Origin of the sequence: uncultured Clostridium sp. (assembly GCF_900547735.1) — a bacterium.
Classification (GTDB): domain Bacteria; phylum Bacillota; class Clostridia; order Lachnospirales; family Lachnospiraceae; genus Otoolea.
On record NZ_URHZ01000024.1, the window covers coordinates 25,617 to 38,862 of the forward strand.

Sequence of the window (13,246 nt, forward strand, 5' to 3'; positions counted from 1 at the left end):
CATTTTTAAGGAGGAAAGATATGGGAAAGGGAAAAGGCTTTATTCATGAATTTGAACAGTTCATCAGCCGTGGAAACGTGATGGATATGGCAGTCGGTGTTATCATTGGAGGCGCGTTCTCCTCCATTATCACATCTCTGGTTGAAGATATCCTCTCTCCGATACTCGGTATATTCGGAGGGTTGAATTTTGATGAGCTTTCGGTCAACATTCTGGGAGAGGTTACATTAAAATATGGAAAGTTCCTGACGGCAGTCATTAACTTCCTGATTATGGCATTTGTCATCTTCTGCCTTGTAAAAGCGATGAATACACTTTCATCGAGAGTGATGCGTAAGGAAGAAGAAGCTCCGGCAGCTCCGACCACCAAGATCTGTCCGTTCTGCAAGAGCGAGATCCCGATTGAGGCTACTAAATGTGCGCACTGTACATCCGTACTTCCGGTTGAGGCTGGCGTCGAGGCCGTAAAGGAAGCGGCTGTTGCGGCGGAATAGGAGAAAAGAGTTTGTAACGGCCGGGAACACAGCCCCGGGCCGTTACGGATTATTACGGTTCATTATAGACACTTACAGACACTTACAGATAAGCAGGGAAGAATTCCACATTGGCAATTCTTCCCTGCTTTGTTGCTCTCACTTTTCATTCAGTGACGCCCGCAGGCTGTCTGCCGTCAATGTTTTTGCATTCATCGCCATGGCGGCGGGGGTTCCGGTAAATACCACCTCTTCTCCGGACAGGGTGCTGAGCGGCTGGCCGAGCGTCAGGTAAGATAAGCCGACCTGTTCCATCACCTTCAGGTGGTTCCTGATTTTCGCGTTTTCAAACACTTCCATAGCCTGTGACGCGGTCATGCGGAGTAGTTCTACGATATTTTTCCCCTTATAGGTGCAGGCAAGGGCCTCCTCGTTATACCGCAGTCCGCCGCATGCCTCACATTCCGTTACGACGGGATCCATGAAAGCAAGCTCGGTCACGATGACACCCCTGCCGCCGCAGACCGGGCAGGCTCCGGTGGAGTTGAAGCTGAACAGTCCCTCAGGTCTGCCGTTTTCCCTTGCCAGCAGCTTTCGGATTGTGTCAAAAAAACCGAGATAAGAGGCGGGCGTGGAGCGGCTTGTCGCCGTAATGGGTCCCTGATCGACCATCACGATATCATCTTCATACAGACCGGCAAATACCCGGGAGATCAGGGTGCTCTTTCCGGAACCGGCAACTCCGGTTACAACGGTCATAATTCCCAGTGGAATATCCACGTTCACATGGTTTAGATTGTGAAGACAGGCGTCCCGTACCGGGAGACTCCCTGTCTGCCGGCGGGGGTTCTGTTTGATGGGCAGGGAGCGGAACATGGCCCGTCCAGTCAGGGTATTGGAACAGAGTAATTCCTCATAGCTGCCGGCAAACACGATTTCATCGCCGTTTTGTCCTGCCTGCGGCCCCACATCTATAATATAATCTGCAATCGAAATTACATCCCTGTCGTGTTCGACCACAAGTACCGTGTTGCCCTTATCACGAAGCAGGCCAGTGAGGAAAGCAGGTTGGTCGCCGGACTTGCGAAAAGAACCCCGTTAAGCCCCAGGAAACGGGATAAAATGTGAATCAGGGGTATCATGAGGAGAAGCGGGCGGAGGACGGAGAGCAGCCTGCCGATCGGCGCGTCGGGGAGAGGACTGCCCTCTCCGGTTCTAAAAGTTTCTCTCATCGTTTTCCTCCTTTAAGTGACAGATGGAGATATCTGCGTATTCATTCACAGATAACGATACCTGCGTTACAGCTTATCAGATACGCGGCCTCCATTCATGACATTTTTTGCTTATTTTTGGTAATAGAGAGGAAAAGTGGAATATGATATAATGTCCGTAATGCGGATATTATATCATGCGCATGCAGATTTCTGCGCCTGCCGCAGAAAGTCTGCGGTTTTCACCCATCGGGGGGATTTTGGAAATCTGTATAAAACGTATCAGTATATTTTTGGAACCTGGCTGCCGTCGGTGAAAGAGGAACTGGACGACAGGGAGGATTTTGAACAATATGAGAGGGCGGTAATATCACCCGATGATCCGGATAATGAGGTGAAAATATATATTCTGGTAAAATGAATATTCCGGTAAAACAAACAGGGAGAAAGAGGGGATTTATGATGAGTGGGATGTTGGAGTTTTCAAACAGAGAGGACTTTAGAAAATGGCTGAATGACAACTGCCTGACGGATGAAGGCTACTGGCTGCTGTTCGGCAAGGCCGGCGGTCCGAAAACGGTAAAGGCGGGGGAGGCGTTGGAGGAGGCCCTCTGCTTTGGCTGGATTGACGGGCAGATGCAGAGCATTGACGACAAAAGCTATAAAAAATATTTTGCAAAACGCAGAGAGAACAGCAAGTGGTCGGAAAAGAATAAGGCGCTGGCAGAAAAGCTTGAGAAGCAGGGCATTATGACCGATTACGGCAGGAAGAAAATAGAAGAGGCCAAAAAGAACGGCCAATGGGATGCCCCCAAGGCGCCCGTGATTGGGGAGGAGGAGATTACGGCTCTTTCCGGGATTTTGAAAGAATATGAACCTGCATACAGCAACTTTCTTGCGATGCCGCTATCGGTAAAGAAGACCTACACCCGTGCATATCTCGACGCGAAAACAGATGCGGGGCGGGAAAAACGCATTGCATGGATGGTTGACCGGCTGAATAAAAACTTAAAGCCGATGTAGGAACTTTATTCTGTTAAGCGGCCGGAAATTGGGGAATTTCCGGGGGTGAGGGAAAAGAGAGAGGGAGTATGAGACAGGGGAAAAACTGGAAAATAATATGGATTATGGCGACCGTGTTTTTATTGTGGGTAAATCCTGCCGTATTGCTGGCAGGAGAACCGGAAGAAGCACGGGAAACAACGAAAATCAGGGTGGCATACTGCGAGAATATGCCGCCCTTTCAGTATACGGATGACATGGGCGGGGCTGCGGGAATGCATGTCGATATGATGGATGCCATGGCCGGAAAGCAGGGAATGGAGGTGGAATACCTGCCGTTCTCATCCCGGGAGGAATGCATTGCCGCCCTGGATGTCCGCGACGCCGATGCAGTGATGGGTTATCCGGTCAGCAATTATGACGGCAGAAAGTACCAGGCCACGGGAGAACTGTCAAAGGCGACAATCTACATGATTGTGAGGAAGGAAGCATCCGGCGGAAATGGAAAGAAGGCGGAAGAACTGTCACTTTCCCGGGCCGTATTTGAACTGGGTTCCATCGATTATGCCTATATGAAATCGATGGGAATCAAGGAGTACATAGCGGCGGCCAGCCAGATGGGCGTGGCGGAGGCATTTATGAACGGCACGGCCGATATTGCGGTCGGAACCAGCGAGAGCCTCGAATACATTCTGAACAGGAAAGGATTCAAAAATCAGTATAAAGTAATGCATGATCAGATTACATCGGTAGGCTATTCTATCCTCCTGAATCCGGACAACCAGCGCCTGCGGGCGACACTGGACACGGAACTGGCGGAACTGAGGACCAGCGGGGAGTACGAAAAAATCTATAAAAAATGGATTACAAGCCGCGATCTTGACAGGGCCAGGGATATGATATACAGGATTCTGGCGGTTGGAGGAATCGTAGTACTGGCTGCATTACTGATAATTGGAATTATCGCCCGCGTAAACAGGATGCTGCGGGAAAAGGTTGCGGAAAAAACAGAGGAGCTGCGTCATGCCAATGAACTGCTGGAGCGGCAGGTCGTGAGACTGCAAAACGAGAGCAGCCTGAGAAACCGCATTATCGAGGCTGTGCCTACGGGGATCCTGTTTCTGGACCGGAACTTCGGCGTTACGATGATGAATCCGGCGGCGCAGTCGATGTGCGGCGATTTTGAGCGGGAAGGAGAGGCGGGAAATGTAAAAGAGCTCCCATTGTTCGGCCGCCTAATGGAAGAACTTGATAAAATGATGATCTTGCCTCGCCGTCAGGAACAGCAGTCCTATCTTTTGACAATCACGGAGGGTGAAAATCAGCAGAAGTACCGCTGCTGGTTCCATTTCCTGAAGGATTATTCCGGCGGTATGCTGTTCATGGCGGAAAACGTTACCAGTGAAGAACAGCACAGAAAAGAACAGTTTGAGAGGGAAAAGGCCCAGGTCCTGGGAAGGCTTGTGGCCGGAATCGCCCATGAGCTTAAAAATCCACTGATGAATCTGAAAACGGCGGTTTCCCTGATCCTGACCCAGGGAGACAGACCGGAGGTGAAGGAGGCCTTCGCACGTTTTATTCCGGAGGAAGTGGATCGGATGAACCGGCTGGTGGAGGGACTGTTAAATTATTCCAGGCCCACGAGGGAGAAGTCGGAGGTGGTGCAGCTTGGCGAGATAGTGAATAACTGCCTGTATCTGACAAACATAACCGCCAGAGGAAACCGAATCCGGTTTTCCGTAGACCTGGATGAGACGCTCTTAATCCGTGTCCAAAAGGATCTGCTTCGCCAGTCCCTGATAAATATTCTGATTAACAGCGTCTGGTCGATTGAAAAGAAGCTGGCGGATTTCCCGGGTGACGAAAATTCGGAGCCGTCCATCGTTGTGAAGGTTTACAGGGAAGAGTCATGGGCCTGCCTGTCCGTGTTCGACAGGGGCATTGGAATGAATGCCAGGGAGCTGAGACGCTGTACCGATCCTTTTTTTACAACGAAAAAGGCCGGTACAGGGCTGGGACTTGCTCTTACCAGGCAGTTTGTGGAGGAAAACGGAGGAACACTGACGATCGAAAGCGAGGCCGGTGTATATACGGAAATATTGATTCGGTTCAGGAGGTATGAGGAAGATGAAAAACAGTATTCTGATCATTGATGATGAACTTAGCATGTGCACGCTCCTGAGCCTGGCGCTCGGCCAGGAGTATGATGTGCACTATGCCACCACAGCCCAGGAGGGGATCAAATATGTGAAGGAGAAGAAGGTGGACCTGATCCTTCTGGATTTGATGATAGGAAGCAGCGACGGGATCGATGTGCTGAAACAGATAAAGAAGGAGAACGGCAGCGTTTCGGTCATTATGATGACTGCCTACGGGAGTATTCCCACATCGGTGGAGGCTATCCAAAACGGTGCATTTACCTATCTTGTGAAACCGCTTGATATCGACGAACTGAACGTGTTTATCAAGCAGGCGTTGGATGTAAAGCATTTAAATGATCAGTGTGAATATCTGACGGAAGAGCTGAAGGGGTACTACGGCTACCATAAGATTATTGGAAAAAGCCCTGCAATCCAGAAGGTTTTTGATATGATAGAGCGGCTCAAGGATGTGGACACCAGTGTAATGATTTATGGGGAGAGCGGGACCGGCAAGGAACTGGCGGCCCAGGCGCTGCACCAGTTGGGGCGGAGGGCGAAGAACCGTTTTGTGGCAATCAACTGTGCGGCAATCCCGGAGAGTCTTCTGGAGGAAGAGATGTTCGGCCATAAGAGGGGCTCCTTTACCGGAGCCGTGCAGGACAAAAAGGGAAAATTCGAAGTAGCCGATAAGGGAACTATTTTTCTCGACGAGATTGGTGATATGCCGCTGGGGCTCCAGGGAAAACTGCTGCGCGCGCTGCAGCAGAAGGAATTTTCACCGCTTGGCAGCAATGAGGTGCGTAAACTGGATGTGCGGATTGTGGCTGCCACCAACCGCGACCTGGAATCTATGGTGCATGCCGGGACATTCAGGGAGGACTTGTATTACCGGCTGAATGTGATCAGTATTACGATGCCGCCTCTGAGGGAACGGCGGGAAGATATTCCGCTGCTCGGCAGTCATTTTCTGCGGCAGTTTGAGAAAGAACAGAACCGGGAAAAACTGACGCTCAGCCCGGAGGCCGAGTCGCTTCTGATGGAGTATGATTTTCCGGGAAACGTCAGGCAGCTTTCCAATATTCTTGAATATGCGGTGATTCTGTCGCATAGCGGGCGCATTGAGGCGGAAGACTTGCCGGATGCGGTTCGCAAGGGGAAGACGGCCGCGGCAGCAGTGAATCTGCCGGGCAGCCGTCTGGCAGGTATGACAATCAGAGAAGTGGAGGAGATTATGATCCGGGAGGCACTGAAACGGAACAATGGACGGAGAGAGCAGACGGCCCAGGAGCTGGGAATTAGTATGAGAGGCCTGTTTAATAAGATTAAGGAATACGATATATAAGATATCCGGCAAATTTTGCCTGTGAAAACAGGAAAAATTTGCCGGTTTTCTTTTGGAACGGAATTATTTGCAGCCGGAAAAGAACGGTTTTTCGGCAAAATCCGGCATATGTAAAGTTGGCACAAAACTTGCTTTATTTATAGACAAGAGGAAAAGATAAATGATGAAACACTATCAGACAAAAAATCAGGAGGTTACTATGATGAGAAAAAATGTTTCCCTTAAGGTGCGTGTATTCTGTACTGCGCTTGCGTTATCGACTCTCGTGGGATGTCAGAGCGCCCCGTCCACGGATACCGGCCAGACGGCGGCTCCATCCCAGGGGCAGAGTTCTTCCGGCGGATACAAGGATGAGATTGTATTTGCGCCCAAGCTCAGTTTTGACACGATGGATGTACAAAACTGCGTTTCCACGTCTACCAAGAGTGTTTATATCTGGGTGTATAACACGCTGGTTGAGAAAGATACCGGGACCAATACGCTGGCTCCGTCCCTGGCCGAATCCTGGGAACAGGTTTCCGACACAGTTTGGGAATTCAAGCTGCGCCAGAGAGTCAAATTCCATAATGGTTCGGACTTTACGGCAAAGGACGTAAAATTCACCTATGAACGGGGAAAGACACAGGGAGCCAGCAAGCCGAGACTGGATTCCATGGAGAGTGTGGAAGTGGTTGACGATTATACGGTCCGGATTACCCTGAACCAGCCGGACATGGATTTCATTTACAAAATCACGGATCCGAATCTGGTGATTCTCTCCCAGGAGGCATTTGACACGATGAGTGAGGAGGAGGCCAACCAGATCGGCACGGGAGCGTACCGGTATGAGGAATGGAAACACGGAGAGTACGTATCCGTAACCGCCAATCCCGATTACTGGGGCGGAGAGCCAAAGACAAGGCGCATTGTGGTCCGTACCATCCCGGAGGAGGCGGCCAGGCTGATTGCCCTCCAGACGGGGGAGGTGGATATGATCCAGAGCCCGGCATCCACGGATCTTGGATATATTGCGGATGACCCGAAGCTGACGCTGGCACAGTACCCAAGCAGTACGGTCCGTTATCTCGGTCTGAATACGACGGAAGCGCCGTTTGACAATCCCAAAGTCCGTCAGGCCGTCGCTTATGCCATCAACAGGGACGAACTGATCGCCGCCGTTTACCAGGGTAACGCCATGGAGATGCGCAACGTCATGCATCCCGACAATGAATTTTTCACCGAAGTGGAAGGTTACTCCTATAATGCCGAGAAGGCAAAATCACTTCTTGAGGAGGCAGGATATGCGGACGGCTTTACCATTAACATGATCAGCAACCAGGCGGTAAACGACGTAGCGATCTGTACGATTGTCCAGTCACAGCTTGCAAAGTTCGGAATTACCGTCAACCTTCAATCTATGGAAAGCGCCACATTCAACGCGGCAATTGCAGAGGGAAAAGGCTACCAGCTTATGGTCAGCGGCTGGAGCGGATATACAATCGGACCGGACAATGCGCTGAGAAGTATTCTGCATACGGACGGGCGCATCAACTACACGAATGTCAGCGATCCGTATATTGATAAAACTCTGGACGAAGCCAGGATAATTTCAGATCCTGATGAGCGTAAGGCACTTTACGGTGAGCTGGAGGAATATATGACAAATCTGGCCGCATTCTATCCGATAGCGGTGGAGATGCTGGATTTGGGAATGAAAGCGGATGTTCAGGGCATGACACTGCCAAATGGAGCAATTCTGGATTTCAGGAACGTTTATATTCCGCAGTGACGGCCTGCAGCATAAAAGCCGAAGCCGCCTGCATCCTTGTAGCGGGATGCAGGCAGGCTTAAATATACAAAGGAGGTAGCAAATGATCCGTTACGTTATAAAACGCTGTCTGCTTCTGATACCAATTCTGATTGCTGTTTCTTTCGTCGTTTATTTTATTGTGGATTTGGCGCCGGGGGACTCGGTGGACGTCAATATGGGACAGGAACTTTCCGTGGAGGAAAAAGAGGAGCTCCGCGAGGAGATGGGGTTAAATGATCCCGTTGTGATACGGTATGCGAGATATATGGGGAATCTTCTGAAAGGAGATCTGGGGCATTCTTCCTCCACCAATGAGCCGGTGTTTGAGATGTACATGAGCCGGTTGCCGGCCACGATACAGCTTGCATTCTGGGGGATTTTCGTGGCGCTCCTCATCGCGATTCCGTTTGGAGTGATTGCCGCCACCAGACAAAATACCTGGGCGGACACTTCTAGCATGATACTAGGACTTCTCGGCCTTTCCATTCCCAACTTCTGGCTGGGGCTGCTGCTCATCATTGCATTTTCACTGCATCTTCATCTGTTTCCGTCGTTCGGAAACGAATCGTGGAACAGCATCATTCTTCCGGCGATTACGGTAGGCACAGGCCAGGCCGCCCTGCTGATCAGGACAACGCGTTCCTCCATGCTGGAAGTTATCAGGCAGGACTATCTGAGAACGGCAAGGGCAAAGGGAGTCAGTGAAAAAGAGGTTATCTATCACCATGCGCTCCGCAACGCCCTGATTCCGATAATTACGGCCGCGGGCACCCAGCTCAGTGTGGCCTTGGGCGGAGCCGTAGTCACGGAGAGCGTGTTTGCATGGCCGGGAATCGGAAGAATGACGATCGACGCAATTTACGCAAGGGATGAGGTGACGGTGGTAGGTTGCATCATGCTGACCACGATGCTGGCCAGTGTGCTGATGCTGTTTATCGATATTATCTATGCGTTTGTGGATCCAAGGATCCGCGCCCGCTATTCGAGGTGACGGAGAAACAGGAAATTTGGAAGACAGGGGTGAACTTATGTTGACTGCAAAAAAGAAAACGCCGGATGCCGGGCCGGAAGAATTTGAGAAAATTGGGATCTGGGCTGAAATATGGCGGGATTATAAAAAAAATAAAGGAGCGATGGCGGGACTCACCATCATTGCCCTGATTATCGGAGTGGCCATTCTGGCGGAGTTTCTGTTTGACTACTCCACCCAGGTAGTGGGGATCGATATTGTAAATGCCCTGAAACCTCCCTCGGCGCAGCACATCTTCGGCACGGACCAGTACGGCCGTGATATAGCCGTGCGGATTCTGTACGGGGCCAGATACTCGCTGGCCGTCGGCATCTGTGCCGTTATGGTATCCGTTCTGATTGGTTCCGGGCTTGGAATTCTGGCCGGGTACTACGGCGGAATTACTGAGACACTGATTATGAGAATCATGGATGTAATCAGCCCGATTCCCAGCCTGCTCCTCGCCATCTGTATTTCGACTGCGTTTGGACAGAGCATCGGCGTGCTGATGCTGGCAATCGGAATTGTGAGCGTACCGCCCTTTGCCCAGGTGGCGCGTGCGTCGGTCCTCACAATCCGGGAGCAGGAATTCATCGAGGCGGCAAGGGCATCCGGAGCAAGGGAGTATCAGATTATTCTCTTTCATGTGGTTCCCAATGCGCTGTCCCCGATTATCGTACAGAGTACAATGCGCGTGGCGTCCGCAATTATTACGGCCTCGTCTCTGAGCTTTCTGGGGCTGGGCGTTCCGACGCCGATGCCGGAGTGGGGAGGCATGCTGTCGGACGGGCGGCTGTTCATCCGCGATTACAGCTACATGACCCTGTTTCCGGGCCTTGCCATCATGATTACCGTGCTTGCCATCAACCTGATTGGAGACGGAATGCGTGATGCAATGGATCCCAGGCTGAAACGATAGGAGGTGATAAGCATGAGTGACGGCAAAATGGTCTTAAATATGGAAAACCTGGTCGTGCAGTACGAGACGGAAAGCGGCATTGTGCACGCAGTGAACGGAATCGATATGCAACTCGGACAAAAGGAGGCGCTGGGCCTGGTTGGAGAAACCGGGGCGGGCAAGACGACGGCGGCTCTGGCAATGCTCAACCTGGTGCCGGATCCTCCGGGCCGCATCTGTGAGGGAAGAATAGAGGTGGACGGTCAGGATATTCTCACAATGGATGATAAAAAGCTGGAAGAAATCAGGGGAAAAGATGTCTCAATGATCTTCCAGGATCCGATGACCGCCCTGAACCCCGTGTTCACAGTGGGGGAGCAGATAGCGGAGAGCATCCGTATCCACGAGGGAATCAGCGTGAAGGATTCCATGGCGAGAGCCAGGGAGATGCTTGAAATCGTAGGGATACCGGGAACGCGGGCAGGGGATTATCCTCACCAGTTATCGGGCGGGATGAAACAGAGGGTGGTGATTGCCATTGCCCTGGCCTGTCATGCCAAGCTTCTGATTGCGGACGAACCGACGACGGCCCTGGACGTGACGATACAGGCCCAGGTTCTGGAGCTGGTGAAAGACTACCGGGAAAAATACGACACTTCGATGATATTAATCACCCATGACCTGGGAATCGTGGCGGATGTATGCGATAAGGTGGCGGTGATGTACGCAGGAAATATCGTGGAACAGGGGACGCTGGAGGATGTATTTAACCATACAAAACATCCGTATACGGAGGGGCTGTTCAATTCCCTTCCCAACATCAAGGAAAGAAGGGCAAAACTGACCCCGATACCGGGAATGATGCCGGATCCGACCAGACTGCCCTCTGGCTGCGTCTTTGCTCCCCGATGCGCCTATGCGGTGGAACAGTGTACATGCCGTACCCAGCAGAGCCGTTATATCAGCGGCACCCATATGGTGCGCTGCTCCCGCTACGACGAGCCGGGATTTTCCATAGAAAGGGGGAAGGGCGTTGAGTGACGCAATTCTGGAGGTAAAAAACCTCTGCAAACATTATAAGACAAAACGCGGAACCCTGCACGCGGTGGACAATATCAGCTTTGATATTAAAAGGGGAAGCACCCTGGGAGTGGTAGGCGAGTCAGGGTGCGGGAAATCCACGGTGGGAAGAACCGTGCTCCGTCTAATCGAGCCGACATCGGGTCAGATTATGTTCGACGGCTGTGATATTACCGGATTAAACGGGGCGCAGATGAGAGTCCACAGGCAGAAAATGCAGATGATATTCCAGGATCCCTTTGCCTCTCTTGACCCGAGAAAGACGGTGAACCAGATTATCGGTGAGCCGATTACCCTGAACAAACTTGCCGGGGACAAGGAAGATTGTGAAAAGCAGATTCTGAAACTGATGGATACGGTGGGGCTTGCCAAGCGGTGGTACAATACATATCCCCACCAGTTGGACGGTGGCCGCAGGCAGCGTATCGGCATAGCCAGAGCGCTGGCGGTTCACCCGAAGCTGATTGTCTGTGATGAGCCTGTTTCCGCTCTGGATGTCTCGATTCAGGCGCAGATTCTGAATCTCCTGAAAGAGCTTCAGGAAGACAGGGGGCTAACATGCATGTTCATCACCCATGATCTGTCGGTGGTGCACCATTTTTCCGACGAGATAGCGGTTATGTATCTCGGACGGATTGTGGAGAAGGCGCCGTCGGAAGAACTCTTTGACAATCCAATCCATCCATATACCAGGGCGCTCCTCTCCGCCATCCCTGTTCCCGAACTTACCAGGCGGAGCGGGAGGATTATCCTGAAGGGGGAGGTGGCCTCACCGATCGGACTGCTCGGCGACTGCCGGTTTAAGAAGCGGTGCTATGAGGCCTGCGGCGCCTGTGAGGGACCGGAACCGGAGCTTAAGGAGATTTCCCCCGGACATTATGTAGCCTGCCACTGCTGCACAAAAGGAGGAGCTAAAGGAGCTGATACGGAATGAGAAAAGCACAGGAATATTTAGTAAGATGTACCGAGCAATATAGAGAAACCATCCTGGAAGCGGAACAATATATTTTCCATCACCCTGAAATCGGATTCCAGGAGTGGGAGACTACGGCCTACATGGAAGAAAAATTTGAGTCTCTGGGTTACACGCTGGTAAAAGCGGGAGACATACCCGGCTTTTATACGGATGTATGCACCGGACGTCCAGGTCCCTGCCTGCTGATACTCGCAGAACTGGACGCACTGCCGTGTGACGGCCACCCGGACGCCAGAAACGGAATTGCCCATGCCTGCGGCCATAATGCACAGTGCGCGGCCCTTCTGGGGATTGCCGCAGTCTTGAAGGAACCGGGAGCGATTGACACAATGTGCGGAAAAATCCGTCTGATGGCCGTTCCGGCCGAGGAGATCAATGCCACACAATTCAGGGAGGATTTGCGCAGCCGTGGTGTGATCCGGTATTTCAGCGGAAAAGATGAGTTTATGAGACGCGGGTATATGAAAGAAGTCGATCTGGCCTTTCTGTTTCATACGGGGACGGACACTCCTTATGATTTTATCGCAATTAAGAGCCTCAACGGGGCGATTATCAAGAGCTTTACCTTTCATGGGCAGGCGGCCCATGCGGCGGCCGGTCCCCATATGGGAGTCAATGCGCTGTATGCGGCGTCTCTTGGACTGTCTGCCATTAATGCAATCCGTGAAACCTTCCGTGACGAGGACCATGTGCGGGTACATCCCATCATAACGGCGGGTGGGACGGCGGTCAACGTCATACCCGGTACGGTCTCCGGGGAAACGATGGTGCGGGCTTCTACTCTCGATATGATGTATGAGGCCAACCGGAGAGTGGACCGTGCGCTGAAGGGAGCTGCATATGCAATCGGAGCGGGCCTCACGATTAAGGACAGGCCCTGCGCCCTGCCGGAGCTTAACAACAGGGAGCTCATGAAAATTGCGGAGAAGTGTATGTGCGAGCTTTCCGGAGAAGAGAAGGTGGATATCAAATACGATGTGGAGGGACGGGGCGGTTCCGATATGGGAGATCTCTCGGCCGTCATGCCGACGATTCAGCCAAAAGCCGGAGGTGCCAAAGGAAAGGGACACGGAGCGGAATACCATATCGAAGATCCCGAGCGTGCCTGTGTCAATTCCGCCAAAGCCCAGCTCATGCTTGCCGAAGAGCTTCTGAGGGACGGGGCGGAGGCGGCAAGGAAAGTGATTGACGGCTACAGTCCGCTTTTCCAGTCCCAGGAAGAACTGCTCATGGCGCTGGATTCTATGTTCAGCGAAATTCAGATGCAGGGAGGACTTACGGCCGAATGACTAGATTATAACCATCTTCCCGAAAGGAAAGATAGA

At 51.9% G+C, this 13,246-nt stretch carries 13 protein-coding genes; 11 read left to right on the plus strand and 2 right to left on the minus strand.

What is annotated here, in order from left to right; all coding sequences use genetic code 11:
- Window positions 1-20: 20 nt before the first annotated feature.
- Entirely contained in the window at window positions 21-494 is a 474-nt protein-coding gene (mscL, locus tag QZT18_RS09710; RefSeq protein ID WP_294147205.1) for a large conductance mechanosensitive channel protein MscL, read from the plus strand.
- Window positions 495-632: 138 nt separating this feature from the next.
- Here the strand turns inward: mscL and QZT18_RS09715 are convergent, their stop codons facing one another.
- Window positions 633-1,493: a hypothetical protein gene (locus tag QZT18_RS09715; protein WP_366925841.1), complete on the minus strand. Its 861-nt coding sequence runs from the start codon at window positions 1,491-1,493 to the stop codon at window positions 633-635.
- Window positions 1,469-1,705: a hypothetical protein gene (locus tag QZT18_RS09720; RefSeq protein WP_294147207.1), complete on the minus strand. Its 237-nt coding sequence runs from the start codon at window positions 1,703-1,705 to the stop codon at window positions 1,469-1,471. The genes QZT18_RS09715 and QZT18_RS09720 overlap by 25 nt, the downstream gene beginning before the upstream one ends.
- 136 nt (window positions 1,706-1,841) lie before the next feature.
- Here QZT18_RS09720 and QZT18_RS09725 point away from each other — a divergent pair, with 136 nt between their 5' ends.
- From QZT18_RS09725 to QZT18_RS09770, 10 genes are all read left to right on the plus strand, one after another.
- Window positions 1,842-2,105 carry a GyrI-like domain-containing protein gene (locus tag QZT18_RS09725; RefSeq protein ID WP_294147208.1) on the plus strand — a complete coding sequence of 88 codons (264 nt, stop codon included), beginning with the start codon at window positions 1,842-1,844 and terminating at the stop codon, window positions 2,103-2,105.
- 38 nt (window positions 2,106-2,143) lie between these two features.
- Window positions 2,144-2,707, plus strand: a complete 564-nt coding sequence (locus QZT18_RS09730; protein WP_366925843.1) for a YdeI/OmpD-associated family protein — start codon at window positions 2,144-2,146, stop codon at window positions 2,705-2,707.
- A gap of 68 nt (window positions 2,708-2,775) precedes the next feature.
- The gene (locus QZT18_RS09735; protein ID WP_294147210.1) at window positions 2,776-4,839 is read left to right on the plus strand and encodes a transporter substrate-binding domain-containing protein; all 2,064 of its coding nucleotides are present in this window, start codon (window positions 2,776-2,778) and stop codon (window positions 4,837-4,839) included.
- The gene (locus QZT18_RS09740) at window positions 4,814-6,169 is read left to right on the plus strand and encodes a sigma-54 dependent transcriptional regulator (RefSeq protein ID WP_294147212.1); all 1,356 of its coding nucleotides are present in this window, start codon (window positions 4,814-4,816) and stop codon (window positions 6,167-6,169) included. The genes QZT18_RS09735 and QZT18_RS09740 overlap by 26 nt, the downstream gene beginning before the upstream one ends.
- A 199-nt stretch (window positions 6,170-6,368) precedes the next feature.
- Window positions 6,369-7,937: an ABC transporter substrate-binding protein gene (locus QZT18_RS09745; RefSeq protein WP_294147214.1), complete on the plus strand. Its 1,569-nt coding sequence runs from the start codon at window positions 6,369-6,371 to the stop codon at window positions 7,935-7,937.
- An 82-nt stretch (window positions 7,938-8,019) separates the two neighbouring features.
- Entirely contained in the window at window positions 8,020-8,949 is a 930-nt protein-coding gene (locus tag QZT18_RS09750; RefSeq protein WP_294147216.1) for an ABC transporter permease, read from the plus strand.
- Between the two features lie 37 nt (window positions 8,950-8,986).
- Window positions 8,987-9,886, plus strand: a complete 900-nt coding sequence (locus QZT18_RS09755; protein ID WP_294147218.1) for an ABC transporter permease — start codon at window positions 8,987-8,989, stop codon at window positions 9,884-9,886.
- Window positions 9,887-9,898: 12 nt separating this feature from the next.
- Entirely contained in the window at window positions 9,899-10,906 is a 1,008-nt protein-coding gene (locus tag QZT18_RS09760; protein WP_294147220.1) for an ABC transporter ATP-binding protein, read from the plus strand.
- On the plus strand, window positions 10,899-11,879 hold the full coding sequence (locus QZT18_RS09765; RefSeq protein ID WP_294147222.1) for an ABC transporter ATP-binding protein: 981 nt from the start codon (window positions 10,899-10,901) through the stop codon (window positions 11,877-11,879). Before QZT18_RS09760 ends, QZT18_RS09765 begins: the two co-directional genes overlap by 8 nt.
- Window positions 11,876-13,210 (plus strand): amidohydrolase, encoded by a 1,335-nt coding sequence (locus QZT18_RS09770; RefSeq protein WP_294147225.1) that lies wholly within the window; start codon window positions 11,876-11,878, stop codon window positions 13,208-13,210. The genes QZT18_RS09765 and QZT18_RS09770 overlap by 4 nt, the downstream gene beginning before the upstream one ends.
- Window positions 13,211-13,246 lie beyond the last annotated feature (36 nt).